The 23,217-nt window shown below is 69.3% G+C and carries 26 protein-coding genes and 1 pseudogene; 14 read left to right on the forward strand and 13 right to left on the reverse strand.

The window, feature by feature from the left end:
* Positions 1 to 9: 9 nt before the first annotated feature.
* A complete protein-coding gene (locus ACQPYY_RS07100) occupies positions 10 to 765 on the reverse strand; it encodes an EI24 domain-containing protein (RefSeq protein WP_433593151.1) in 756 nt (251 codons plus the stop codon).
* A 56-nt stretch (positions 766 to 821) separates the two neighbouring features.
* Here ACQPYY_RS07100 and ACQPYY_RS07105 point away from each other — a divergent pair, with 56 nt between their 5' ends.
* The gene (locus ACQPYY_RS07105) at positions 822 to 1,469 is read left to right on the forward strand and encodes an NUDIX hydrolase (protein ID WP_433593152.1); all 648 of its coding nucleotides are present in this window, start codon (positions 822 to 824) and stop codon (positions 1,467 to 1,469) included.
* Positions 1,470 to 1,482: 13 nt separating this feature from the next.
* Here the strand turns inward: ACQPYY_RS07105 and ACQPYY_RS07110 are convergent, their stop codons facing one another.
* The gene (locus tag ACQPYY_RS07110; protein WP_433593153.1) at positions 1,483 to 2,361 is read right to left on the reverse strand and encodes a LysR family transcriptional regulator; all 879 of its coding nucleotides are present in this window, start codon (positions 2,359 to 2,361) and stop codon (positions 1,483 to 1,485) included.
* 168 nt (positions 2,362 to 2,529) lie between these two features.
* Here ACQPYY_RS07110 and ACQPYY_RS07115 point away from each other — a divergent pair, with 168 nt between their 5' ends.
* The 4 genes and pseudogenes from ACQPYY_RS07115 (at position 2,530) to ACQPYY_RS07130 (ending at position 5,423) form a co-directional block, all read left to right on the forward strand.
* A complete protein-coding gene (locus tag ACQPYY_RS07115; RefSeq protein ID WP_433593154.1) occupies positions 2,530 to 3,516 on the forward strand; it encodes a LysR family transcriptional regulator in 987 nt (328 codons plus the stop codon).
* A gap of 56 nt (positions 3,517 to 3,572) precedes the next feature.
* Positions 3,573 to 3,662: pseudogene (locus ACQPYY_RS07120) on the forward strand (hypothetical protein); the annotation flags it as partial.
* Between the two features lie 127 nt (positions 3,663 to 3,789).
* Positions 3,790 to 4,563, forward strand: coding sequence for an FAD-dependent monooxygenase (locus ACQPYY_RS07125; protein ID WP_433593155.1), 774 nt, complete (start codon positions 3,790 to 3,792; stop codon positions 4,561 to 4,563).
* A gap of 155 nt (positions 4,564 to 4,718) precedes the next feature.
* The gene (locus ACQPYY_RS07130; RefSeq protein WP_433593156.1) at positions 4,719 to 5,423 is read left to right on the forward strand and encodes a flavodoxin family protein; all 705 of its coding nucleotides are present in this window, start codon (positions 4,719 to 4,721) and stop codon (positions 5,421 to 5,423) included.
* A 74-nt stretch (positions 5,424 to 5,497) separates the two neighbouring features.
* Here ACQPYY_RS07130 and ACQPYY_RS07135 read toward each other — a convergent pair whose 3' ends face one another.
* The 3 genes from ACQPYY_RS07135 to ACQPYY_RS07145 form a co-directional block, all read right to left on the reverse strand.
* Positions 5,498 to 5,896, reverse strand: a complete 399-nt coding sequence (locus tag ACQPYY_RS07135; protein WP_433593157.1) for a PPOX class F420-dependent oxidoreductase — start codon at positions 5,894 to 5,896, stop codon at positions 5,498 to 5,500.
* A 167-nt stretch (positions 5,897 to 6,063) separates the two neighbouring features.
* Positions 6,064 to 6,678: a hypothetical protein gene (locus ACQPYY_RS07140; protein WP_433593158.1), complete on the reverse strand. Its 615-nt coding sequence runs from the start codon at positions 6,676 to 6,678 to the stop codon at positions 6,064 to 6,066.
* Positions 6,675 to 7,871 (reverse strand): hypothetical protein, encoded by a 1,197-nt coding sequence (locus ACQPYY_RS07145; RefSeq protein WP_433593159.1) that lies wholly within the window; start codon positions 7,869 to 7,871, stop codon positions 6,675 to 6,677. Before ACQPYY_RS07145 ends, ACQPYY_RS07140 begins: the two co-directional genes overlap by 4 nt.
* A 266-nt stretch (positions 7,872 to 8,137) precedes the next feature.
* Here ACQPYY_RS07145 and ACQPYY_RS07150 point away from each other — a divergent pair, with 266 nt between their 5' ends.
* The 3 genes from ACQPYY_RS07150 to ACQPYY_RS07160 are packed head-to-tail and all read left to right on the forward strand — an operon-like array spanning position 8,138 to position 11,528.
* Positions 8,138 to 8,875: a vWA domain-containing protein gene (locus tag ACQPYY_RS07150; protein ID WP_379100805.1), complete on the forward strand. Its 738-nt coding sequence runs from the start codon at positions 8,138 to 8,140 to the stop codon at positions 8,873 to 8,875.
* An 8-nt stretch (positions 8,876 to 8,883) separates the two neighbouring features.
* Entirely contained in the window at positions 8,884 to 10,398 is a 1,515-nt protein-coding gene (locus tag ACQPYY_RS07155; RefSeq protein ID WP_433593160.1) for a protein phosphatase 2C domain-containing protein, read from the forward strand.
* 11 nt (positions 10,399 to 10,409) lie between these two features.
* On the forward strand, positions 10,410 to 11,528 hold the full coding sequence (locus ACQPYY_RS07160; RefSeq protein WP_433593161.1) for a hypothetical protein: 1,119 nt from the start codon (positions 10,410 to 10,412) through the stop codon (positions 11,526 to 11,528).
* Positions 11,529 to 11,545: 17 nt separating this feature from the next.
* Here ACQPYY_RS07160 and ACQPYY_RS07165 read toward each other — a convergent pair whose 3' ends face one another.
* The 5 genes from ACQPYY_RS07165 to ACQPYY_RS07185 all read right to left on the reverse strand — a co-directional run bounded on the left by ACQPYY_RS07165 (position 11,546) and on the right by ACQPYY_RS07185 (position 17,273).
* On the reverse strand, positions 11,546 to 13,153 hold the full coding sequence (locus ACQPYY_RS07165; RefSeq protein WP_433593162.1) for a protein kinase domain-containing protein: 1,608 nt from the start codon (positions 13,151 to 13,153) through the stop codon (positions 11,546 to 11,548).
* Between the two features lie 66 nt (positions 13,154 to 13,219).
* Positions 13,220 to 13,444: a hypothetical protein gene (locus ACQPYY_RS07170; protein WP_433593163.1), complete on the reverse strand. Its 225-nt coding sequence runs from the start codon at positions 13,442 to 13,444 to the stop codon at positions 13,220 to 13,222.
* A gap of 68 nt (positions 13,445 to 13,512) precedes the next feature.
* Entirely contained in the window at positions 13,513 to 16,110 is a 2,598-nt protein-coding gene (locus ACQPYY_RS07175) for an AAA family ATPase (RefSeq protein ID WP_433593164.1), read from the reverse strand.
* Between the two features lie 126 nt (positions 16,111 to 16,236).
* Positions 16,237 to 16,647 carry a DUF6463 family protein gene (locus ACQPYY_RS07180; RefSeq protein WP_433593165.1) on the reverse strand — a complete coding sequence of 137 codons (411 nt, stop codon included), beginning with the start codon at positions 16,645 to 16,647 and terminating at the stop codon, positions 16,237 to 16,239.
* Entirely contained in the window at positions 16,644 to 17,273 is a 630-nt protein-coding gene (locus tag ACQPYY_RS07185) for a DUF2867 domain-containing protein (RefSeq protein WP_433593166.1), read from the reverse strand. Before ACQPYY_RS07185 ends, ACQPYY_RS07180 begins: the two co-directional genes overlap by 4 nt.
* A 94-nt stretch (positions 17,274 to 17,367) precedes the next feature.
* On the opposite strand from ACQPYY_RS07185, the gene ACQPYY_RS07190 reads away from it, so the two are divergent.
* Complete coding sequence (locus ACQPYY_RS07190) at positions 17,368 to 17,952, forward strand: TetR/AcrR family transcriptional regulator (RefSeq protein WP_433593167.1); 585 nt, start codon at positions 17,368 to 17,370, stop codon at positions 17,950 to 17,952.
* The gene (locus ACQPYY_RS07195) at positions 17,924 to 18,661 is read left to right on the forward strand and encodes a ubiquinone/menaquinone biosynthesis methyltransferase (protein WP_433593168.1); all 738 of its coding nucleotides are present in this window, start codon (positions 17,924 to 17,926) and stop codon (positions 18,659 to 18,661) included. Before ACQPYY_RS07190 ends, ACQPYY_RS07195 begins: the two co-directional genes overlap by 29 nt.
* An 84-nt stretch (positions 18,662 to 18,745) precedes the next feature.
* Here the strand turns inward: ACQPYY_RS07195 and ACQPYY_RS07200 are convergent, their stop codons facing one another.
* Entirely contained in the window at positions 18,746 to 19,369 is a 624-nt protein-coding gene (locus ACQPYY_RS07200; protein ID WP_433593169.1) for an IclR family transcriptional regulator domain-containing protein, read from the reverse strand.
* Positions 19,370 to 19,378: 9 nt separating this feature from the next.
* Positions 19,379 to 19,612, reverse strand: coding sequence for a helix-turn-helix domain-containing protein (locus ACQPYY_RS07205; RefSeq protein ID WP_433593170.1), 234 nt, complete (start codon positions 19,610 to 19,612; stop codon positions 19,379 to 19,381).
* Positions 19,613 to 19,844: 232 nt separating this feature from the next.
* Here ACQPYY_RS07205 and ACQPYY_RS07210 point away from each other — a divergent pair, with 232 nt between their 5' ends.
* Positions 19,845 to 20,279 carry a YdeI/OmpD-associated family protein gene (locus tag ACQPYY_RS07210; protein ID WP_433593171.1) on the forward strand — a complete coding sequence of 145 codons (435 nt, stop codon included), beginning with the start codon at positions 19,845 to 19,847 and terminating at the stop codon, positions 20,277 to 20,279.
* A 145-nt stretch (positions 20,280 to 20,424) separates the two neighbouring features.
* Here the strand turns inward: ACQPYY_RS07210 and ACQPYY_RS07215 are convergent, their stop codons facing one another.
* Positions 20,425 to 21,327, reverse strand: coding sequence for a LysR family transcriptional regulator (locus ACQPYY_RS07215; protein WP_433593172.1), 903 nt, complete (start codon positions 21,325 to 21,327; stop codon positions 20,425 to 20,427).
* Between the two features lie 131 nt (positions 21,328 to 21,458).
* Between ACQPYY_RS07215 and ACQPYY_RS07220 the strand changes: the two genes are divergently transcribed.
* From ACQPYY_RS07220 to ACQPYY_RS07230, 3 genes are all read left to right on the forward strand, one after another.
* Positions 21,459 to 21,770, forward strand: a complete 312-nt coding sequence (locus tag ACQPYY_RS07220; RefSeq protein WP_433593173.1) for an EthD family reductase — start codon at positions 21,459 to 21,461, stop codon at positions 21,768 to 21,770.
* Between the two features lie 184 nt (positions 21,771 to 21,954).
* Positions 21,955 to 22,353, forward strand: a complete 399-nt coding sequence (locus tag ACQPYY_RS07225) for a DUF4870 domain-containing protein (protein WP_379100842.1) — start codon at positions 21,955 to 21,957, stop codon at positions 22,351 to 22,353.
* Between the two features lie 168 nt (positions 22,354 to 22,521).
* Positions 22,522 to 23,133 carry a transglutaminase-like domain-containing protein gene (locus ACQPYY_RS07230; protein ID WP_433593174.1) on the forward strand — a complete coding sequence of 204 codons (612 nt, stop codon included), beginning with the start codon at positions 22,522 to 22,524 and terminating at the stop codon, positions 23,131 to 23,133.
* The last annotated feature ends 84 nt before the right edge of the window (positions 23,134 to 23,217 follow it).

A 23,217-nucleotide genomic window follows, 5' to 3' on the forward strand; every position in this document is an offset into this window, starting at 1 on the left:
GCGGCGGCGTCAGGCCCGGGTCGGTTCGCCCAGCAGTTGGCGGCTCAGCAGTGTGGCCCCGGCGACCGCCCCGGGCATGAGGAACACGGCCACCACCGGGATGAGGAACGCCGCCGCGAGCGGTGCGCCGAAGCCCCAGGCCACGGTCTTGCGGGAGCGCAGCATGGCCATCTGCTGGTTCAGCTGCACTCCGCGTCGTTGCAGCGCAACCGATGTCAGTTCCTGGGTCAGGAAGAACCCGGTGACGAACACCGCCAGCACGGGAATCACCGTCTGTCCGATGACGGGTACGAACCCGAGCACGAACAGCAGTACCGCCCACAGCATGGCCCGCACCAGGATTCGGGCGCTGTCGCGGACGGACACCCACAGCTCGACCCACCAGGCCAGCCCCGATTCGGGCGCGGTTCCGTCCGGAGAGACCGACCGATCGACCCGCTCGGAGATCACGTCGTAGAACGGCGATCCGATCAACAGGGTCACCGCGGTGAAGGTCAACGCGGCCACCAGCACCGCCAGCGCGATCAACGCCACCATCAGCGCCCCGCGGAACAATCCCAGCCAGGGGCTCGGCCACCCGTCCGCGAACGGTGTCAGCGTCTCCGTCACGTCCCCGCCCCAGGTGATCACCCCGACCAGCGCGGCCCCGTAGATCACCAGCGTGATCAGTGCGGGCACCAGCCCCAGCCCGTACTCCCGGCGATGCCGGGCCACCCACCGCTGCCCCGCCAAGAACTGGGCAAATCCCATCCCGAAATCGCGCATGCCGGAACGATACTGGCTGCTTGACGGTGGGTGTCGCGGCGATCTAGGTTCGGCGAATGCCCGTCGACCAGGACAGCAGCGGATACCGCTGGACCGACGTGCCCGCGACCCGGTTGCGGGACGCGATGGCCGAGGCGCTCGACGCGTTCCCGCGCCGGACCGTCGATCCGGAAGGCCGCAAGCCCGCCGCGATGCTGATCGCGATCGTCGACCGCGGTGCGGACCAAGGCATCTGGCTGACCGAACGCGCCCCGAGCCTGCGCGCCCACGCCGGCCAGCTGGCTCTCCCCGGCGGCCGCCTCGACCCGGGTGAGGACCCGCAAGCCGCGGCCTTGCGCGAACTGCACGAGGAACTGGGCATCGCGCTGCCCCGATCGGCTGTCCTGGGCCTGCTCGACGACTACCCGACCCGCTCCGGCTACATCATGACCCCCGTCGTGGCCTGGGTCGGCGACCCGCCCCCGCTCACCCCGAATCCTGCCGAAGTGGCCGTCGTGCACTGGATCCCGCTCTCCGAACTCGACGTCGACCCGCGATTCGCCGCCGTCCCCGGTTCCGATCGCCCCACCATTCAGCTCCCGATGATGGGCGGCCACTTGCACGCCCCGACCGCCGCGATCCTCCACCAATTCCGTGAGGTCGTCCTCCACGGCCGCCCCACCCGCGTCGACCACCTCGACCAGCCTCGCTGGGCTTGGGAGTAGCGGGCGGTGATCCTCAGGCTCCGCGCAGGTCGGTGAGGACCTGGGCGAGCGCGCGGATGGGTTCGGTGTCGGCGTCGGCGCGCCAGCAGAGGTGGTAGGTGAGGGGTGGGACGTCGGGGATGGGGATGAAGCGGACGTGCGACATCTTCCAGAATTCGGTGACGTGGGCGGGGAAGGAATGGATGATGTCGCCGTTGATGACCCATTCGATGAGGTCGTCGACATTGGTGACCGGGCGCAGGCGGTTGATCGGGCGTCCGGTCGGCGTGGTGAAGGGGAGATAGGTCTCCTCCCATTCGCGGGCGTTGCCCGGCGGCATCGAATGCGTGTAGTCGGAGTAGTCCTCGATCGACACCGTGTCGCGGTCGGCGAGTTCGTGGTCGGAGCTGACCGCCATCACCCGGCTGTCGCTGAACAGTGCGGGCCCGATGGTGACGTCGTCGGGGACCGGGCCCCAGACCGCGATGACGTCGTAGTCGCCATTGCGCAGGGACCCGAAGACGTCGGTGTAGGGGAGTCGGTGGACCTGGAGCTCCCACTGCGGGTGGCGGGCGCGGAATTCGTTCCAATAGCGGTGGAACTCGGGGATATTGAACGGCAGCAGGGCCAGTTTCAGGACCGCGGTGTGCCCGCGGGCGGCCTGCTTCGCGCGCCGCACGCTGCGTTCCAATCCCTCGAACAGCGGCCGCAGATCGTCGCGTAGCTGTTCGCCGACGGAGGTGAGCCGCACCGTGCGATTGGTGCGTTCGAACAGCAGCGCGCCGATCTGCCGTTCCTGCTTCTTGATCGCCTGCGTGATGCGCGCCGGGGTGACATTGAGTCGTTCGGCGGTCCGGCCGAAGTGCAGTTCTTCGGCCAGCGTCAAGAAGATCTCGATCTCGCGCAGCTCCACGGAATCCCTGTCTCGTTAACTCCGCGGTTAATGCGGCATTGCTGGTTCTGTCGTTGTTCGGCGGTGGCCGGGCGACCACTCTAGTACGTGAGCCCCTGACGCCCGGTGTGAGCAGGGGTTCCGTCGTGGTGACCGGTCCGGTCGCGATCCCTTTGGAGGAGTTGTGGAATGACTTCCGAGCAGTTGCCGGCGGGTGTGCGGGATCGGCCGCCGGACCGCCGTCCCCGCTCGGTGCTGCCGGAGTTGAGCATCCGCCAGCTCGAGTCGTTCGGGGCGGTCGCGGAGGAGGGCAGCATCACGCGGGCGGCGGCCCGGCTGCACACCACCCAGCAGACGCTGTCCGCGCAGATCAAGCAGCTGGAGCGGGCGCTGGGAGTGATTCTCCTGGTGCGAGACTCTCGAGGGGTGAGTCTCACCGCTGCCGGCGAGATCTTCGCGGACGGCGCCAAAACCATGGTGGCCGGTTTGATGGAGTTGTCCGAACGGATGAATACCGTTGCGGGGCAGTCGATCAAACAGCTGCGGGTGGTGTGCTGCCCTCGGTCGGCGGCGCCGTCGCTGATCCGGGTCGCCGATCGGCTGGAGGCGGCCGATCCCGGGCTGCGGGTGGTGCTGGTGGGTGTCCGGTCGATGCCGGAGAGCCTGCGCGAACTCGAGTCGGGCCGAGTGGACGCGGGTCTGGTGTGGCTGCCGCTTGCCGGAAACCGCCTGCGCTACAGCGTGATCGGGCAGGACCGGTGGGTGGCGGTGCTCGCGCGTGGGCACCGGCTGGCCGCGCGGGAGCGGCTGCCGCTGGCCGATCTGGCCGCGGAGACCCTGGTGCTCCCGGCCATCTTCCCGTCCGATCCGGTCGAACGGCAGTGGGCCGCCGCGTTGCGTCCCGCCGCCGGGCGTCCGGCGCCGGCGGTGCTCGACACGGCGGACGGGCCGGGCATCGCCGTCCGGCGGCAGGGGATCTGGCTCGCACCGGAGTCCCTGGGCCGCCGTTTCGCCGACCCCGTGACCAGCGTGGTCCCGATCACCGACGCGCCGCCCATCGAGGCGGCGGTGGTCTGGACCGCGCGGGCGTCGGAACCGCTGATAACCGAATTGATCCGCGCGGTCGTGGTGGAGAGCTCGGCCGCGCTCGCCACCGAACCATACGAAAGGCACTGAGCGACAATGGGTGTGGAAACCGACGTCATCATCGTGGGAGCGGGCCCGACCCGCCCATGCGGGCACTGTCCATCGCCCAGCACGCCATCGAACGCGTGCTGGGCGAGCACGCCGACGCACTCGGCGCGGAGATCCGCCGCGGCCACGAAGTGACCGGGCTGAGTCAGGACGACTCGACCGTCACCGCGGAGGTGCGCGGTCCTTCCCAACGGCGACCTCGAAATCCCCGGAACAGGCACGGTCCGTTCCGGTTTCACCCGCACCGAGCGCGGCATGTTCGCCGTGGCGGCTCACGGCGGCATCCTCTATCTCCAGTCCACCGAGGACGACCCCGCCGACTACGACAGCGACGACCCGCTGACGATGGCCGAACTCGGCGCCAGCATCCGTCGCGTCCTGGGCTTCGACCTGCCTTTGGGCGAGCCGACCCGTCTGTCCCGCTATGTCTTCCAGGACCGCCAGGCCGAAAACTATCGCGCTGGACGGGTCTTCCTCGCCGGCGACGCGGCCCACCTCTTCCCGGCCACCGGGACGGCCCTCAACTGCGGCCTCTCCGACACCGTGAATCTGGCCTGGAAACTGGCTGCGGCAGTGCAGGGTTGGGCCCCCGCTTCACTTCTCGACACCTACCACACCGAACGCCACTACGCCGGTGCCCGAGCCCGCCGCCAAACCCGCGCCCAGGTGGCCCTACGCCGAGGCGGCGACCCCACCCCCGAAACCCACCCATTGACCGGAACTTTCGCCCCGAACCTCACCCTCCACACCGACCCCGACATCATCACCGTCGCCGAACTCATGCACACCTCCCGCCCCGTCCTCCTCGACTTCACCGACCGCCCCGAACTCCGGGAAATCGCCGAACGCCGGCCCCTCCGAGTCGACATCATCACCGCCAAAACCGACAACCCTCCAGCCGACGCCCTGCTGATCCGCCCCGACGCCTACATCGCCTGGGCAGCGGATTCCACCGAGCCCGCCGAAACCGCCACATCCGGTCTCCACCGGGCCTTGTCGACCTGGTTCGGCGCCGCTACGGCCCATTGACAGATACCCCATGCCCCGGCAGTCGATTGCCGGGGCATGCTGTCAGCGTTTCGTCACCTTGTTTCGGCAGTCCGCCGGGGTGCGGCGGTCCTAGGCTCGACTGATCCGGATGCGGTGCTCACGTCCGATCCTGTCGACGAGAGGTGAATGTTGTCATGTCCGATTATTCCGACCTGCGGGCCCTGTTCATCAATTGCACGTTGAAGCGGTCGCCGGATCGCAGCAACACACAAGGGCTTATCGATGTGAGCGCGCGCATCATGGAGAAGAACGGCGTGCGGGTGTCCCATATCCGGGCCGTCGACCACGATATCGCCACCGGGGTATGGCCCGACATGACCGAACACGGCTGGGCGACGGACGCGTGGCCCGCGTTGCAGGAGCAGGTCATGGCCGCCCACATTCTGGTGCTGGCCGGACCTATCTGGCTGGGCGACAACAGTTCGGTGATGAAGCGCGTCATCGAGCGCCTCTACGGCAACTCCTCGATCCTGAACGAATACGGCCAGTACGCGTACTACGGGCGCGTCGGCGGATGCCTGATCACCGGCAACGAGGATGGCGTCAAGCACTGCGCCATGAACGTCCTCTACAGCCTCCAGCACCTGGGCTACACGATTCCGCCCCAAGCGGACGCCGGCTGGATCGGCGAAGCCGGCCCCGGCCCGTCCTATCTGGACCCGGGTTCAGGCGGCCCCGGCAACGATTTCACCAACCGCAACACAACATTCATGACCTGGAACCTCATTCACATGGCCCGCATGCTGAAAGACCACGGCGGCATCCCCGCCCACGGCAATCAGCGCTCGGAGTGGGATGCGGGCTGCCGCTTCGATTTCGAGAATCCGGAGTACCGCTGACCACGTGATCCAGCTCATCGTCCGACGGGCGTCCACCGGACAACGAGCTCGATCACCTGTTGGACCGCACCTGATTACTCGGCGCGGCGGCTGGTGAAGTCGAAGGAGCCGCCGTCGATGCCCCAGGAGATGATTCGTTCCGGGTGGATTCGGATGATGGCGCGTTCCTGGTGGGGGAACGGCGGGTCGATGTCCTCGATCGCCTCTGCCGTGCCGCGCACCTCGACGCCGCGAATCTCGTACGGTTCCAGCGAAACCTGTTGGTCGACAACGAATGACACCCGGCTGCCGGACTGCACATTGCGGTACTTTCGAGTGGCGACCATCCGCATGCCGCCGATATCGATGGTGCCGTCGGCGTTCACCCGGTAGCTGGTCGGATTGTTCTGCACCACACCGTCGGCCGACACCGTCGCCAGCCGGCCGAGTCCGGCCTCAGTGAGGAACTTCTGTTCATTGATGGTGAAGCTCATGTCGATTACTCCTCGTCGATTACCTGCAATCTAGCATTGCTAGATTCTAGAGCAACGGTAACACGCACTCGAGAGCTTGTCTAGCATTGCTAGATCTCGAGTGTTCGCGCAGGGAACGAGGTCGAATAGGCCAGCTGCACAAGCCTGTTCGATGGAGTATGGGTCGTTCAGCGGCGCGGGGTGCCGGGGCGCGGACTCGGGCGCGGACTCGGGCCGACCAGCGTGATCGGCCGGCGGAGGTCGACCGCTCTCGCGGTCGGGAACGTGGTGTCGCGGGTGATGATCGGGCCGAGGTCCGGGGTGCCGATGGAGACCGTGGCGGTGCAGTCGCCCGGGCCGAGCCCGACCAGTCTGCCCCCTTGGACGGTGGCTTCGAGCGGCAGGAATTTCAGCGCTATGTCGACCGTGACGTCGAATCGGCCGACCTGCTGATCGTCCACGAACACCTCGAGGGTGGGCTGATAGGAGTGGGTGATCTCGTGCTCGTAGAGGGGGACGCGTTCGGATCCGCCGTGGCGGCTCCGTTCGGCGGCGCGTAGCAGCCGGTCGTAGCGGCACCAGCCGTCCACGGCGACCTGGGCCAGGTTGATGTTCAGCAGGCCGTCGATCGCCTGGGCGATCTCGTTGAGAGCGGCCGTGCGCAAGGGTTCGGTGATCGCTACCGCCCCGTTCAACGCGATGCGGTCGATTCCGCTGGAACGCAGGTAGTTCGCGAGGTCACCGGCATCGGGTGCGGAATAGCCGAGCACCACCGCGCGGGCGGAGATCATCGGGGTGGTCATCGCAGTAGCTCTCTCACGAGCACCTCGGCTGCGCCGACGTGCATGCGGACATGGACGGTGGGCGGAGCGGCCGCGCGGGGGATCTCGCGAATGCCGGTGCGCGGGGCGAGATCCGGTGAGACGGAGACCCGCACCGTCGGCTGATGCGGCGGCTGCCGGTGCGGCGATCGCAGCGAGGGCGGCGGCTGCGGAAGGAGTGTTTCGGGTGCGGCAGGTCGGCCGCGGCGGGCGATCAGGGCAACCACGGCGATGGCGATCACGGCGATGACGCCGAGCGCCGCCGGAATCGAGACGAGCGGGATCGGGTCTCGACCGTCGGCGCTCGTGGATGTCGGCGGCTGTGGCTGCGCCGGAGGCGGAATCTCGACCTCCGATGTCGTGCCGCCATTGTTGCCGTTATTGCCACCCTGATTGCCATTGTTGCCGCCCGGCGACGCAAGGACTTTCACCGATGCGCTCTGGGGCGCCGAGGGCGACCCCACGCAGGCCGCCTGCACCTTCCGATTGCCGGCCACGGCCTGGGACGGTACGGACACGGAGGTCGAGAATGCCCCTTTGGACACTGAAACGGTCTGTGTGGCGGGCGAATCGGACCAGTAGGCGGACAGCTGCACCGATGTGCAGGGCCAGCCGGTGCCCTTCACGGTGATCGAGCCGCCCGGTGTCGCGGTGGGCGGAACCTGCAGGTCCGGCGGATCGACCGGCGCCGCTTCTATGGTGATGGGCTTGGTGCGGGTGAGTGTGTCCGCGCCGCAGCAACCCCCGTTGATGTTGGGCACACTCGTTTTCACCACTGTGGTGGAGCAGGTGGCGGTGACCGATTGCGCCCCGAGTGCCGCCTGCTCGGTTACCGGCAGGCTGGTGCTGAAGGAGTTGTTCGACACCTGTGTGGTGGTCGTGCTCGACCAGCTCGTGGTCAGGGTCAGCGCGCCGCCGCAGACCCAATTGTCGCCGGAAACGGTGATCGTGGTTCCCCGCCGGGCGGTCGCCGGGACCGTGAGTGACGGCCCGAGCCCGTCGTGCGTGCCGCCACCGGTCGGCGGTGGCGTCGACGGCGTGGTGGGCGTGGTCGTCGGAGCCGCAATCGCGACAGAGCCGGTGCTCATGCCCAGCAGTACCGCTACGACGGCGGACGCCGCCAGCAGCCAGGCCGCGGCGAAGCGCCGGTCGCGGCGCGTTTTCGTCTCTTCCATCGTTGTGCGTCCTCCCCCGGGCCTGCACTACGACCCGATCTCAGGGTGCGCCTGTTTCCGAAAGAAGACTGAAGTAGTGCGCTACCTCAATTCCGGTCGCTACCGGTCGGCACGTCCGCGTTCGGACCTGGAGTAGTGGCCGTCCCGAAATCGAGTAGTCCGCTACCTCCGTCGCCGGGCCCGATCGGGGGCATGGTCGAGCCAGCGGTGCGCCGGGGCGGCGCGGGAAGGCGACTCGGTGATGAGGCCGTGGCGGCGGTGGTGTGATGCGTAGCGAATCTCGTTTCGGGGTGACCCAGGCCGGTGTGAGCGCCCGCCGGGTGTTCCCGTTCTACATCGTCTGCGACGTCTCCCGATCGATGTGGGATCCGGAATTCAATCCGGGACAGCCGGTTACGCCGCTGGACACCATCGAGCAGTCGCTGCCCGACATGCTGGGTGTGCTGGCGGACGACCCCACCACCTACGACACCGCCCACCTGAGCGTGATCGCCTTCGGCGACGCTCCGGTGGCGGTGCTCCCGTTGACCCCGCTGCGATCCGATCCGGCATTGCCGCGCCTACCCAGACAGGGTTCGACCGATTACGCGCAGGTGTTCTCGTTCCTGAACCGGATGCTCCGCGACGATCAGCAGCGCTTCTCCCGCGCCGGACTCCAGTCCTACACGCCGGTCGTCTTCTTCCTCACCGATGGCAATCCGCAGGTCAACGGCCAGCTGCAGCGTGACGAGGTGTGGCTGCCGGTCCGGCACGCGCTGGAGTCGCCGGGCCATCCGTTCCGTCCGGTGGTGGTGGCGCTGGGCATCGGCGAGGTGACTGAGGGGACCGTGCGGCAACTGCGGTCGATCGACCCGGTCGGCGCGGCCTGCGTGGCGACGGGAGGCGTCGCGCCGGGAGATCTGTTGCGCGCCATCATCAACAGCATCAAGTTCTCGATCAGCAGCAGCGTGGGTCAGGGCGCGTTCCTGTTCCGCACGCCGGCGGGAATGCGGCGGCTGGAGTGAGAAATTCGATGAATCGCCCGGCCTGGTCCGGACGCGGGAGCGGATTCGCGCGGCTGCGCCTGGCGTCGCTGGTCGTGCTGGGCGCCGCGCTCGGCTTCTTCCTGGTGGCCCTGCTGGTCCAGTGGTTCGGTAGCTCGTCGCCGCACCCGGTGGATCCGAAAGTCGTGTCCACGGCGGCAAACCAACTGCAGGCGAGTGGATGCGCGCCGAGCACCGCGCAGCCTCCCGCCGGGGGCCAGTCGGGCAATCCCGCATCGGCCACCACCGTGACGCCGGTCTACGGCGGCACCGCGGGACTCCCGAATGGCGTGGTGGGACTGGTCTTCCCGAATCCGGGCAACCGATCGCCGGACGAGATCGGAACACCGTGTACCGTGCTCGGAATCGCTGCGGCGCAACAGTATCCGGTCGCCAACCTGCGGCGGACGACCAACGACAGCGGTGTGGTCGTGGTGCTGGCCGAGCCGCCGCGCACCGCGGACCGGGGGCTCCTTCCGGCGGCAGTGGTCGCCGCGATGGCGGCACTGGTGACCGGAGGCGCGGTGATGTTGTTGTCCGCCATCGGTGATCGCAGGGTCGTTTCGGCTTCGGCTTCGGCTTCCGGATCGGCGGCAGGCCCGCGGCCGACCACCCCGTCCACCGCCGCGGCGGCCCGGCCGGTCGAGTTGGCGGCTGTCACCACCTCCGGTGTCAGCGGATTGACCGTGGACCGCGGGCGCAGTGGGTGTTTCGAGGTCTACGCCGCCACCCAGGTCGGGTTGCAGCATGCCCGAACCGGGCATACCCGGGAGGATGCCTACGCGATCGGCGGTGCGCCGGACCATCATTGGGCCTTCCTCGCCGTCGCCGACGGGCTCGGCTCGGCGGAGAACTCGCATGTGGCGGCGCAGCGGGCGTGCCGTACCGCGGTCGAGGCGCTGCATCGCCGGTTGCCGGGGTATCGTCCGGGTGATGTGGCCGCGCAGTGGAACCTGCTGGCGCGGGACATCACCGCTGAGGTCGCACACAGTCTGGGCGCGGAGGACCTCACCCGGTTGGCGGCCGAGATCGGCTATCGCGGCCCGCACGGTGCGGCGGAGGGCAAGCGGACATCGGTTCCAGCGTGCACGTTGACCTTCGCGGCGTTGGGTCCGGTGGGTCCGGGCGGATATCCGGTGCTCTGGGCGGCGGTCGGCGACTGCGACGCGCTCACCGTCGATCTGGCCACCGGCGCGGCGAGCTGGCTCACCCGCAACGACACCAAGTCGGGCGGCCGGATCAGCAATGTCACCGCGTCGCTGCCGCGCAATGCCGATCGCATGGTCTGCGGCGCCGAGCTGCTGCCGGTCCGCCGCATGGTGGTGCTGGCCAGCGACGGCATGGCGGACGCGATTCGCCTGGTGCCGCAACAGTTCTCGACGATCCTGCCGGAGCTCGCGGGCCCCGCGCCCGCCGAGCACGTGTTCGCCGAGATCGTCGGCTTCCAGCTGCCGGGCCTGCACGACGACCGGACGATCGTCGCGGCCTGGCCGGTCGAGCGGTAGCAGGGGCGCTGATGACCACGGCCGAATCCACCGGCGGCCAGGCCTGGTATCGATTGACCAGTCTGCGCCTGGACCCGGGCGGTCCGCTGGGGGAGGGCGGCGCGGCCGAGATCTGGCGCTGCACCGTGCCGGATCGGGATCGGATGGTGTTCAAACGGTTCCGGGACGAGGCCCGAGCCGACCTGGACGGCGACCGGTTGCGGCAGCTGGTGGCCTGGCCGCGGCGGCTCGCCGCCGAGGATCGGGAACGACTGCTGGCGCGGTGCGCGTGGCCGAGCGCCGTGGTCACCGACGGGGCCGAGGTCGTCGGCGTGGTGCTGCCCGAGGCGCCGGCCCTGTACTTCCACCATGCCGGGAGTGGCTGGAAGCCGAGGCATTTCACCCGCTTGGCGGTGCCGGAGCAGGTGGCGCACCGGCGCGGTTTCGAGTACTACGACTTCCCGCACAAGCTCGCCCGGCTCGGGCGGCTGCTCGGTGACCTGGACTTCCTGCACGACAACGGGATCGTGATCGGCGACCTGCAGCCGAACAATATTCTCGTCACCAGTGCCGTCCCGGCCGGGCAGACGGTGGTGACGCAGAACTACTTCCTGGACTGCGATTCGTTCCTCATCGACGGGCGGTCCGCCATGCCGAATCTGGATCCACTGCCGTGGCGGCCGCCGTACACGAACGACGACGGTTTCACGGCGACCACCGATCTGTTCAAGTTCGCGCTGCTCGCGATCCGGTGCCTGGCCGAGGATCTCGCGGCCGACCGGATCGACTATCAGCGCTTCGGGCAGCTGGTGCCAGTGTCGGACTTCGGCACTCTCGACGCCTTGCTGACCTCGCCGACCCCGGCATTGACCTCCGCCGACCTGCGCTCGCTGGCGCGGGCCTGGCAGTCGGTGGTGCGCCCGGACGGGGGAATGTTCCGGCGCACCGACGCGGTGCTGCTGGAACGATGGTCACCCGCGATGCGCGCCGCGCACCTCGCGGAGGTGGCCGTGCCGGAACCCGTTGCCGTGCAGCAGGATCTGCCCGTGAGGGCATCCGGCCGAGCGGCGGTGCTGGTGCCCGCCCTGCTGGCGGCGGCACTGGCAGCCCTGGTGATCCTGGTCGTACTCGGGGTGGCGCTGCACGGCTGAGATCGGTGCCGACCGGTTCAGCGGCCGCCGAGTAGCTGCAACGCCACCAGCACGCTCAGCATCCCGACGAGCAGCCCGGCCACGCCCACCGCGGTCGCGAGCCGGGTCCGTCGCGGCGGTTCGGCATACGCGCGGCGCGCGTACACCCGTGCTCGGGTCGCCTGGATCAGCGCCGCCGGTCCGAACAGCAGGCCGAGCGGCGGTATCAGCGACATCCACGCCAGGGGCAGGTATGTCGGTACCCGGCTGCGTCGCGCTCGCCGCCGTGACGCAGCGCCCACCCGGTCCGGCGCATGCGTCGGTCGCAGGCGCTGCGACGAGACCGGCTGCGACGGATCGTCATCGTCGAGTGCGGCGCGGTCGGGGCGTGCCACGATGGTCGGCCCCGGAACCACCACAGTGGGTCCGGGAGCGGCCACGGTCGGTCCGGGTGCCACCACGGTCGGTCCGGGAGCGATCACGGTGGGATCGGGGGCGATCACGGTCGGTCCGGGTGCCACCACGGTCGGTCCGGGAGCGATCACGGTGGGGTCGGGGGCTATCACGGTAGGGTCGGGAGCCGGCTGGGTCGCGTCGGGATCGGATGCCTTTGGCTGCGAATCCGGCTGCACCACAGTGGGATCGGTGTCTCGATCCGAATTCGCGACCGTGGGATGTGATACGGCGACAGTGTCCGGCAGATCGGTGCGAGTGAGGTAGGTGAGCCACGAGTCGGCCCGTTCCGTCGGCTCGGAATCCGATGGGATGGCGTCGATCCGGGCGTGGCCCGACGGCGTCACGGGCCTCGGCCGGCGGGGCGGATCCGGTCGCGCGAAGGCCGTCACCAGATCCTCCGCGGTCGGCCGCAGTTCGGGATCCTTGCTGAGGCTGACCGCCAGCATGCGCCGGTACTTGCCGGGCAGCCCGTCCAGATCCGGTGTGCCGCGCACGATTCGGACCATCACCTTCGGCACGCTGTCGCCGTTGAACGGAATCCGGCCGGTGGCGGCGAAGGCGACGCAGGTTCCCCACGCGAAGATGTCGATCGGCGCTCCCGCGTCGCCGACGCCGAACTGTTCCGGCGCCATCCACGCGATGGTGCCGATCACGACTCCCGGCGCGGTGATCCGCGTGCTGTCGGCGGTGTAAGCCAGCCCGAAGTCGATGATCTTCGGCCCGTCGAGGGTGAGCAGGATGTTGGCGGGCTTCAGATCGCGGTGCACCACCCCGGCGCGGTGCACGGCGGCGATCGCCTGTGCCAGCCCGGAGGTGAACTCGTCGAGCGCGTTCCCGGTGAGCGGCCCCCGCCGCGCCACGACATCCTGCAGCGGCTCGCCGCTGACGAAGGCGCTCGCCATCCACGGCCGGGACGCGTCGACGTCGGCGTCCACCACTTCGGCCACGAACTCGCCGTGCACGCGGCGGGCGGCGGCCACCTCGTGCCGGAAGCGGGCGCGGAATTCGCGATCGTGCGCCAGTTCGGGTTTGGGCACCTTGATCGCGACCACGGCGCCGTCGGGCCCGAATCCCTGGTACACCACGCCCATCCCACCGGCGCCCAAACGCCCGTGCAGGACGAAAGGTCCGATCCGGCCCGGATCGCCGGGTAGCAGTGGTCCCAGCACATCGCCTCGCTCTCGCCTCACCGCGGGTCCTCGAACGGGACCGACACCATGGTGCGGGCCCGCGCCGCCGCGGGCTGGCGTAGTGCGCTACTCCAATTCCCAGGCGGCCTCCGCGGATCCGTCCGGCCGCAGCGCGCAGGCGAGTTTCGCCTCCGCGATGTCCAGCAACGGGGCCAGGGCCTCAGGTTCGATCCTGAGGTATTCGCACATCAGCTCCGGTTCCACCCCGGCCTCGCGGAGCCGGAGCGCCAGCGAGTACGAGGTGGGCAACCGCCGTAGCGCGGCCTCGCGCGGGTCCACCGAATCGTTCACCGTTCGATGGTGCGCCCGCGACGGTGGCGTGCCTGGGGTAATCGACTACGCCAATCCGCTCGTGCCGCTCACCCTTCCGGCTCACCCCCGTGGCGGCGGGCCGCGCGGTAGCGGTGCCCCTCCACGGTGCGGACCGAGACGTTCAGCCGGGCCGCGATCTCGCGATTGGTGAGGCCGTCGCCGACCATCGCGATGATCTCCCGCTGCCGGTCGGTGCGCGCGGACCGGTCGTCCGCCGCGGTGAGCGCCGGTGTGGCCAGGGCGGATTCGGCGGCGAGCCGGTGTGCGCGTTCCAGTGCCGACAGCGCCGATCCGCGCAGTCCCCGGCGGCGGAAGACGGCCGCGGCCTGGGCGGCCACGTCGATCGCGGTGGCCCGGTCCCCGCCCGCCTCCGCCTCGGCGGCGGTGGCGAGCAGGCCCTCGCCGTCTCCGGCGGCCAGTGCCCGGGCGTGCGCGGCGGCGGTGCGGGCGCGCGGCCCGCCGACCATGGTGGCCAGTTCGGTCAGGCGCGCGGCGGCGCCGTGGTCGCCGAATCGGGTCGCCACCTGGAGGCACACCACTTCCTGTGCGGGAGTGTGCAATTCGACCGCTCGTCGGGCGGCTGCCCGGGCGGTGTCGACGGCTTCGGTGCTGGAGCCCTGGGCGGCCGCGGTCCAGGCCCGCGCCAGCAGCAGTGGCGGCTCGAGGATCGGGAACGGATTCGGCTCGGCCGCCAGTGCCGTGAGCATGGCCTCGGCCTCCTCGGCCCGCCCGGACATCGCCAGCCCGGTGGCCAGATCGATGCGAGAGTCGATGAGCCCGAACGCGTTCGAACCGTCGCGGGCGAAGACGTCGACCGCTTGGCGCAGTGCGGGCAGGGCGGAGCCGAGGCGGCCGGCGGCGAGGTCGGCGTGGCCGCGGAGCTGAACGGCGAAGCGGCCGAACATCGCGGGCAGTCCGACGGTTCGGGTCTCGATGCGGACGGCGATCCGGTCGGCCGCCGCGAGCCGCCCGGCCAGCACCTGCGCGCGCATATGGTGCCAGGTCAGGAAGAAGACCAGTGGGGCCGCCGCCGCGGACCGGGTCAGCAGTTGCGCACCGCGTTCGGCGACGGCGTCGGCCGCCGCGATGTCGCCGGTCGAGGCGTGTGTCGTGAGCAGGGCGCACAGCGCGGTCATGCGCGCGAAGTCGGGGAGTTCGGGGCGGTCGGGCAGGTCGGCCATCGCGCCGGCGGGGAGCCGGCCGGCCATGGCGTCGACTCCGGCGGTGAACGCGTCGAGCACGACCGCGCACGAGTCGGGCAGGTCGGCCCGGGCGGCGGCGAGCACGTCGGCGGCCCGTCCGGGCTCGCCGGCGCCGTAGGTCAGGTTGGCGGCCCGTCGCACGGCCAGGTCGGCGGTATCGTGCGGTCCGATGCCGATGGCCTCCGGATCCATTTCGGTGACAAGGCTTTCCACGTTCTCGGGTGAGCCGATCAGCTGGGTCGCCGACAGCTCGAGCAGGATCGCGTCGTAGCCGCGGCCCGCCACCCGCGCCGCGCCGGCGAGCCGGGCGGCGCCGATTCCGTCGAGCAGTTGCATCGCGGCGTTCGCGCCCGCGGTGAACAGCGCGGCGTCGGGCGGAAGGTCGGATTCCAGCGCCATCAGCGCGTGCCGCACCAGGGCGGTGGGACCGTCGGCCGCGGCCGTGCCGAGGGCGGCGGCGATCCGGCCGCGCAGGCGGCGCAGCCGGGCCGGGCTGGTGCGGTCCCGGCGAATCTCGCCGTACAGCGGATGACCGAGCAACACCAGTTCGCGGCGGCCGCTGCGATCGATGCGGACCAGTCCGCGGGCGAGCGCGAGGTCCAGCGCCTGTTCGTCGACCACCTCGATGAGCACGCCGGCATCGACCGGCTCGCTGACCGCGACGCTGTCGATCACCAGCGCCAGGTCCGGGGACAGCGAACCCATTTGCGCGTCGATCAGTTCGCCGAGCGTGCCGGAGATCACCGGATCGCCCGTCCACACCGCTGATCCGGGCCCGGCCGGCAGACGTCCGGCATCGCGCTCCTGCTCGATCAGGTGGCGAAGGAACAGCACGTTTCCGCGAGTCAGCTGCCAGAGCCGGTGTGCGGTAGGCGGATCCGGCGGTTGCCCGAGGACCCGGGCGACCAGGCGGTCGCACTCCTCGCGCGCCAGGGGCAGGACCTCGAGGCGGTCGAGCCGTTCGTTCTTCCACAGGCCGACGATCGCGTCGGGCGCGGGCTGCCCGGATCGCACGGTGAGCACCAGCCGGACGGTGCCGCGCTCGGCCAGTTGCTGCAACACCAGCGCCGACAGATCGTCGACGAGATGGGCGTCGTCGACCCCGACGACCACCGGCCGGCGCCGCGCGCTGGCCGACAGCGCGGTCACGACGGCGTGCACCTGCCGCATCGGATCGGCCCCGGCGGTCGCGGGCACCCATTCGGCGAACACGCCCAGCGGCAGCGCCCGGGCCGACACCGTCGCGGCGGCCCAGCGCACTTCGTAACGGCCGGAGAGGGTTTCCAGCAGTTCCCGCGCGAGCCGGCTCTTACCGACCCCGGACGCGCCCGCGAGCACGACTCCGGCGCGCGGACCGATCACCGCGGCCTGCGCGCGGCGTAGTTCCTCGGTGCGCCCGATCAGCGGCCACACGGACTGCGTCAGAGCGTTGTCGATCGTCATGGGACACCCGACCTCCCCCGGATCCTCAGGTGCGCACCGGCTCCCGTCCCGACCGGTGTTTCGGCTGCGCATCGCGCTGCGCAGCACGAGTATCGGCCGCGCCGGTCGGGAGCGCAGCACCCCGTGTCATTCAGTGACTCGGTCGGGGTCGGGATCGGGCAGGGCAGGGGCGGGACGTCGGGCTCCCGCCACCAGTAAGCCGGTCGCCACCGCCATGATCGGCCATGGCGTGAGCGGCATGATCACCGCACCCAGGACGGTCCAGGCCCCGAGTATCCAGGCGATGAACGGCGGTGGCGTGAGGCCGCGCCGATCCAGCCACAGCACGGTCAGTCCGACCATGACCAGCGGAATTCCGAAGCTGTCCAACGAAAGCCAGAGTGCGCTGTTCGCGGGGCTCATCGCGGACAGGTCGTCGTGCCACAGCGCACCGCTGAACCAGTCACCGGCATGGCGCGCGGCGCCCTCCAGTGTCAGGGCCAGCACGGTGTGCGCGGCTCCGAAGAAGACGATGAGCCGACCCGCCCACGCGATCACCGGACCTCCTCGGTGGCGCACCCGGCGTCGCCGCCCCCGATCGAATTGTGCTGGCGCCACAGACGATCCCATCGGCGCAGCATCGCGGGATAGACGATCAGCAGACGGAACGGTTCGATGCCGGCCAGGTACAACCGGCCGCGGAGTCCATTCGGTTTGACCAGGACCGCCATCCGCAGCTCGTACCCGTCGCCGGTCGGGACCCAGCCGAGGTGCGCCACCCCGTGCACGGTCTTGTTCGCCAGCTCGAGCGCTGATTCATCGTGGAGTTCGTACAGCGCGGTGAACGGGGAGTCCGGCGCCGCCGGTCCCGTCGGCTCCTGACGCAAGTCGTCGGGCAGCCGGTCGCGTAGTGACCGAACCCGGGTCCCGAGGCCGGCGCCGGGATCGTCCCAGCCCAGGAGGGCGCCGAGCCGCCAGCGCACCGCGAAGAGGAACCGAACCGGCAGGGACGCGGTGGATGGGCCGCCGTCGGTGTCGAGCAGGGCGAGCGCGACCGGGAAGTCGTCCGCTCCGGCGCCGGGCGCTCGAAAGGCCCAGACGTCCTGTATCTGGAAGTCGGGCGCGATTTCGTGGATCCGCCATGGCATTTCGGTGTGCGCGGCACGGGGGAGTCGATTGGACATGACACCGTCCTCATTGGGTTATACGGTTGCGTATAATGCGAGGCTAGATCGGTTATACGGTTCCGTACAACGCTGGAGTGAGGTGGATCACGGCATGGGTGCGCTGCGCACACCGCGCGAGACTTGGATCGACGCCGGGTTGAGCGCCTTGGCCACCGGGGGCGTCGATGCGGTGCGCGTCGAGACCCTCGCCAAGGTGCTCGGGGTGACCAAGGGCGGGTTCTACGGCTACTTCGCCGATCGAGAGGCGCTGCTGACGGCGATGCTCGACACCTGGGAGCACGAAGCGGTCGACAATGTGCTCGAGGAGGTCGAGCAGGCCGACGGCAGCGTTCTCGACAAGGCCCGGTTGGCCGGTCGCCTCACCTTCTCGGATGGCAGGTTGCTTCCCATCGACCTGGCCGTGCGTGACTGGGCCCGCCGCGACGCCGCCGTCGCCGAACGCCTACGCCGAGTGGACAATCGGCGCATGGACCTACTGCGTGACGCGATCGGCACCGTCTGCTCCGATCCCGCCGAGATCGAGGCTCGCAGCCTCCTCGCCTTCTGCGCGGCCATCGGCAGCCATTTCCTCGCCGCCGATCACCCCGGCCGGACCCGTGAAGAGGTCATCGCGCGAGCGGGAGATCTGATCCTGGAACGGTCGACGGGTGAGCGCCCCGACGGCGCGGGTGCGTGAGATGGCCATCGATGAGGTGCCCCAGGGCAAAAGTGTTGCGGTGCACGGGATCTTCCAGGGAATCGCCGAGTACTACGATCGGATGAACCGGGTCATGACCCTCGGCCGTCATCGCCGGTGGTGTCGTGAGGTCGCCGAGCTCGCCGCACCGCCCGCGGGCGGGAGCCTGCTCGATCTCGCCACCGGCACAGGCGTGATCGCACTGGAGGCCGCCCACGCCTATCCCACTGTCACCGTCACCGGCGCCGACTTCTCCGAGCGGATGCTGGAGCGCGCCAAGGCCAAGCCGGGGGCCGACGCCGTCCACTGGCAGCTCGCCGACGCCGCCGACCTGCCCTTCGGCGACGAATCGTTCGATGCGATCACCGAGGGCTACCTACTGCGCAACGTCGAAGACCTCGAAGGGGTACTGCGCGAACAGCATCGGGTGCTCCGACGTGGCGGTCGCATCGTCATCCTCGAGACCAGCCCGCCCAGCGGTCCGGCGAAGCCGATCGTGGAGTGGGGATTACGCACAATCGTGCCGCTGCTCGGGCAGGTGTTCTCCGGCGACCGCTCGTCGTACACCTATCTCGAATCCAGCACCCGCGCTTTCGAATCCCCCGGTCAGGTCGCGGATCTGCTGATTCGACTGGGTTTTCGAGACATAGGCTGGCGCAAGAAGTTCTTCGGAACCAACGTCATTATGTGGGCCACCAAGGCGCGCTAACCTGTCGGCGGCACACCGGTGTGTCTGCTGTGTACTGCGCTGCGAAGCACAAGGATCGGCCGCGCCGGTCCGCGGCACTCCGTGTCATTCGGTGACTCGGCTGGGGCCGGGCAGGAGGGGCCAGGTGTATCCGATTCCCGACCGGAGCCGCAGATAGGTCGGCAGGATGGTCGCCGGGTTCGGGGTGCGCCCGACGACGTCGCGCAGGTCGCGGCCGAGGCCGTCGGCCGATTTCGACAGTGCGGCACGCATGTCGGCGGTCGTCACCGAGGTGGTGCAGCCGGTGACGCCCACCACGCCGGTGAGCCGGCCGGTGTCGTCGCGCAACGCGACCGCGGCGCAGCGGTATCCAAGCGCGACCTGTTCCTGTTCCTCGGTGTATCCCGTGTCGTAGGCCTGTTTCAGCAGGTCGCCCATGGTGTGGGGGTCGGTCACCGATTGCGGTGTCATCGGACTCCAACCCGTGGACAGCACCTGGTCGGCGCGTTCGGGGGCGTGCGCGAACTGCAGCCGTCCGGAGGCGAACAGCACCGCGCTGTTGCCGAACAGTTCCAGGTTGGGCCACCAGCCGCGCTGCATGGCGGCCGCGTAGCGCGGCCCGAAGGCGGCGCCGACCGTCACCAGATTGTCGTCGTGCACGGTCGCGTACCAGGCGATCTCGCCGCGGGAGAGATAGTGCAACTCTTGCAGATACGGTTGCACGGTCATCGGCATCCGCTACTGGTAGGCCGACTGCAGCCCCTGGTTCATCAGCCGTGATCCGGCCCAGTACCCGTCCTCGGTGCGGATCAGCATGCCCCGGGCGACCAGGTCGTTGGCGATCCGCCGGACGGTGGGTTTCGGTATCCCGGTCCGCCGGGTGAGCTCGTGCAGCGGCAAGGGCGCCGGCGCGTCGGCGACGGTATCGAGGATCGCCACCACTCGCCCGACCACCGTGTGGTCATCGGTCATCCGCCGACTCCTCCCGGGTACGCGCCGACCACCGATCCGACTGTCGCACAGCCTGTCCCCGTTCTCCAGCGAAACAGCGCATCCGTATGGCCGCACGGCCGCACAGGACGGCGCGGCGCGAGCCGCGCCGGTTCCGGCCGCGGCGATGATCCTGGTGTAGGAAATGGGAGCGGCTATCGGAGCCGGGCGGGCCGGATTCGTGGTGAGCCCGCAGAACCACAGGAGAAGGAACATGAAGTTTCGGGCCATCGTCGAGCCACCGGAGCCCATGCGAGGCTTGGAAGTTCCGCCCGAGGTGGTGGAGGCGCTCGGCGGGGGCGCCCGGCCGCCTGTGACGATCACGCTCAACGGACACTCCTGGAAGAGCCGAGTAGCCATCCTGCGCGGCCGCAACCTCCTCGGCCTCAGCAACGCCAACCGGCAGGCCGCGGGCGTCGAGATCGGCGAAGAGGTCGAGGTCGACCTGGAACTCGACACCGAGCCGCGCGTCATCGTCGAGCCCGAGGACTTCACCCAAGCCCTCGACGCCGACCCCGCAGCCCGCGCCGCCTACGACAACCTCTCCCACAGCCGCAAACGAGAGCATGTCCACGCCATCGAGAGCGCCAAGAAGCCCGAAACCCGCCAACGCCGCATCGAGAAGGCCATCGCCACCTTGCGGGGCTGAACCCGAGCGGCGAATCAGCGTGCCGCGAGCCCGTTCAATGCCGAATTGACCTGCGCGCCAAGGTGCGGAGTGTCAGTGGTTCTCGGCGTGCCGACCTAGTCGGCCTCGCCACCGCCGACGTCCGTCTCGCGTGACCTGCCGCGCGTCAGTCCGGCAGCCAGTGCAGCTCGTGTGCCAGGGTTTTGGCGACGGTACGGATGCGGCTGTGCAGTGGTGACTGCTCGCGCGGGAGGACCAGGTGGATCGTCAAGGTGGGTGCGCCCTGCAGCGGTCGCCACGTGAGATCGGCCGGTATTGTCGTGACCGCGGCCTCGCCGGCCGGGGCGAGGGTGAGCCCGTCGCGTAGGTCGCGCTGCGACATGTCGAAAGAGACTGCGGGCGTGTGGAATCGGAGGTTCGGCCGGGTGTCGCGGAACAGTGCGGCCAGCTGATCGTGGATCACGGGGTTGGCCGTACGGTCGGGGAGGCGTAGCGGATACGCGGCCGCATCGGCGATCTCGATCTCCGGGTGTTCGGCCAGCGGATGATGCTGTGCCAATTGGACCCCGACGCGCATACGCCGCAGCAGGAACCGGCGCACGCCACGCCCCGGCTGTTCACCGCGGGTGATCCCCGCATCGATGCGGCCGTCGGCGACCGCGGGGGAGATCTCCGGTGTCGCCATCGGGACCGCGCTGACCTCGAGTCCCGGGCTGCTGCGAATGAGCCTGTCCACCAGGGCCGGTACCGTCTCGGCGCCGGCGCTGAGGCTGTATCCGATGCGCAGCGTGCCCAGTTCACCGGCCCCCGCCTTCCGGGCGGTGTCCCAGGCCCGGTCCAGCGCCGCCAGCGCGGGCGGCGCGGACTCCGCCAAAGCCGCACCGGCCGGGGTCAATACGACGCTACGCGTGTTACGAACCAGCAGGCTCGTACCGAGTTCCGCCTCCAATCGGCGCATCCGGGCACTGAGTGCGGGCTGCGCGATGCCGATCCGTTCGGCCGCGCGCGTGAAGTTCAACTCCTGTGCCAGCACCAGAAAGTACCGCAGGCTCATCGTATCCGGCGCCACATGCCCTCCCTGCCGATTGATAACGATCCGTTCTGAGTCTATCCCGTATCGGTCTTTCCCTCGACCACACATCAAGCCCTAACCTGCGCATATGACGATTCAACCGACCGCGGTAGATGCAGGAGGCAGTCATGCATAGGTTGTTGGTCCTGTATCCCGAGCCCTCCGACCCGGACCACTTCCGCGACTACTACGTGACCAAACACCTTCCACTGGTCAGGAATTGGCCCGGCCCGCTTGCGTGGCGCTACAGCTTCGACGTGGCGGCGACCGAGGGAGAATCGCCGTATTTCGCGGTCTTCGAAGCCGACTTCGCTGACGCCGCCGCCATGGCCGCGGCGCAGGCCTCGCAGCACGGCCAGCGGCTGGCCGCCGATGTCGTCAACTACGCCACCGGCGGTGTGGTCGTCATCCACTATCCGGTGCAGGACGCCACCGGCTGAGGCGGGACGGTACGCTCCGGGCCGCAGCAGAAGGCTGATCAGTCCACGTTCACGCAGGTGGCTAGCCTGCGCTGAACGTCCGCTCATGCCGCAGGCCGCGCCCCAGCCGTCGTTGGATCCGTGACCTGCGGGTTCATGGTGAAGTTGGGATCGGTAGGGGGCGTGCGCAGCATTTACTTACGCCATGACATTTTCTCAGCCCCCCGCCAACCAGCCGCAGTCCGCCGGACTGGACAAGAAGACCAGCGCGATCCTGTCGTATGCGCTGGGCTGGCTCACCGGAATCATCTTCCTGTTCCTGGGGAAGAACGACCCCGATGTGAAATTCCATGCCTCGCAATCGATCGTCTTCTTCGGAGCGGTCTCCGTCCTCAACTTCGTGCTCAGCATCGTCGGGTCGCTGCTCGGGGCGCTGGGGATCATCTTCAGCCTCGCCGGGCTCGTGGTCGGGCTCCTGGCGCTCATCGTCTGGATCATGGCCATGGTGCAGGCGAACAGCACCGGCGGTGTCCGCGCGCCGCTTCCCATCGTCGGAAAGTTCATCGCCCCCTATGCCGATCGGCTGGCCGGCTCGGTCCAGTAGCGGCGAAGATCAACGGCCCGAGGGGATCTCGGGCCGTTTGGCGTTTCCGGGGAAGGTGCGGGCGGCCGGTGTACGCCCGCCACAACGGCCACGCCGACCTGCTCCGAGAACGGCTCGACGGTCAGACGGGTGAATAGGACCGTCGCGGGCGCGCTCTAAGGTTTGATCATGTCGTTTTCCCCGGTGTCGTCGTTGGGTCCTGCTGCCTATCTGGCAGGCGATTCGATCGTCGAGGTCGATCACCCGGCGGTGCGCGAACTGGGGAATGAGCTTCGATCCGGGGCCGACGGTGAGGCCGAGTTTGCTCGCGGGGCATTCGCATGGGTGCGGGACAACGTCGCGCACTCCTACGACGCCCGCGATTCTCGGGTGACGCTGAGGGCGTCGGAGGTTCTCGAACAGCGGGTCGGGCTGTGTTATGCGAAGTCGCATCTGCTCGCGGCGGTTCTCCGCGGTCAGGGGATTCCCACCGCGCTGTGTTACCAGCGCCTGACCCACGGTGATGGGCACGTCCTCCACGGTCTGGTCGCGGTGTACCTCGACGGCGCCTGGCATCGGCAGGACCCGCGTGGCAATCGGGTCGATATCTCGGCCGAGTTCTCACTGGCCGAGGAACGGCTCGCGTTCCCCGTCGACCCCCGGCTCGGCGAGGTCGACTATCCGGAGTTGTACCGCACCCCGGCCCAATCCATCGTCGACACACTGTCGAAGGCGACCGACATACTCGCTGTCTATGACGGGGGGCTGCCCTCGGACCTCGTGCAGGCAAGGGCGGTCTGACCGTCCCGGTTGCGGGCGTCCCGGGGCGCCCGTGTTCGAGTACGGTTGACTGGTTCCGAATGTTGCTGGGGCACTGAACCGCTG

This window comes from Nocardia sp. CA-145437 (assembly GCF_050956485.1).
In the GTDB taxonomy this organism is placed as follows: Bacteria; Actinomycetota; Actinomycetes; order Mycobacteriales; family Mycobacteriaceae; genus Nocardia.

Coding starts and splice junctions, on each gene's coding strand:
- ACQPYY_RS07225 (WP_379100842.1), top strand. CDS start 21,955: ATGACATTTTCTCAGCCCCCCGCCAACCAGCCGCAGTCCGCCGGACTG.
- ACQPYY_RS07155 (WP_433593160.1), top strand. CDS start 8,884: ATGAATCGCCCGGCCTGGTCCGGACGCGGGAGCGGATTCGCGCGGCTG.
- ACQPYY_RS07220 (WP_433593173.1), top strand. CDS start 21,459: ATGCATAGGTTGTTGGTCCTGTATCCCGAGCCCTCCGACCCGGACCAC.
- ACQPYY_RS07175 (WP_433593164.1), bottom strand. CDS start 16,110: ATGACGATCGACAACGCTCTGACGCAGTCCGTGTGGCCGCTGATCGGG.
- ACQPYY_RS07135 (WP_433593157.1), bottom strand. CDS start 5,896: ATGAGCTTCACCATCAATGAACAGAAGTTCCTCACTGAGGCCGGACTC.
- ACQPYY_RS07205 (WP_433593170.1), bottom strand. CDS start 19,612: ATGACCGATGACCACACGGTGGTCGGGCGAGTGGTGGCGATCCTCGAT.
- ACQPYY_RS07140 (WP_433593158.1), bottom strand. CDS start 6,678: ATGACCACCCCGATGATCTCCGCCCGCGCGGTGGTGCTCGGCTATTCC.
- ACQPYY_RS07130 (WP_433593156.1), top strand. CDS start 4,719: ATGTCCGATTATTCCGACCTGCGGGCCCTGTTCATCAATTGCACGTTG.
- ACQPYY_RS07125 (WP_433593155.1), top strand. CDS start 3,790: ATGTTCGCCGTGGCGGCTCACGGCGGCATCCTCTATCTCCAGTCCACC.
- ACQPYY_RS07145 (WP_433593159.1), bottom strand. CDS start 7,871: ATGGAAGAGACGAAAACGCGCCGCGACCGGCGCTTCGCCGCGGCCTGG.
- ACQPYY_RS07160 (WP_433593161.1), top strand. CDS start 10,410: ATGACCACGGCCGAATCCACCGGCGGCCAGGCCTGGTATCGATTGACC.
- ACQPYY_RS07190 (WP_433593167.1), top strand. CDS start 17,368: ATGGGTGCGCTGCGCACACCGCGCGAGACTTGGATCGACGCCGGGTTG.
- ACQPYY_RS07115 (WP_433593154.1), top strand. CDS start 2,530: ATGACTTCCGAGCAGTTGCCGGCGGGTGTGCGGGATCGGCCGCCGGAC.
- ACQPYY_RS07100 (WP_433593151.1), bottom strand. CDS start 765: ATGCGCGATTTCGGGATGGGATTTGCCCAGTTCTTGGCGGGGCAGCGG.
- ACQPYY_RS07200 (WP_433593169.1), bottom strand. CDS start 19,369: ATGACCGTGCAACCGTATCTGCAAGAGTTGCACTATCTCTCCCGCGGC.
- ACQPYY_RS07150 (WP_379100805.1), top strand. CDS start 8,138: ATGCGTAGCGAATCTCGTTTCGGGGTGACCCAGGCCGGTGTGAGCGCC.
- ACQPYY_RS07105 (WP_433593152.1), top strand. CDS start 822: ATGCCCGTCGACCAGGACAGCAGCGGATACCGCTGGACCGACGTGCCC.
- ACQPYY_RS07210 (WP_433593171.1), top strand. CDS start 19,845: ATGAAGTTTCGGGCCATCGTCGAGCCACCGGAGCCCATGCGAGGCTTG.
- ACQPYY_RS07230 (WP_433593174.1), top strand. CDS start 22,522: ATGTCGTTTTCCCCGGTGTCGTCGTTGGGTCCTGCTGCCTATCTGGCA.
- ACQPYY_RS07185 (WP_433593166.1), bottom strand. CDS start 17,273: ATGTCCAATCGACTCCCCCGTGCCGCGCACACCGAAATGCCATGGCGG.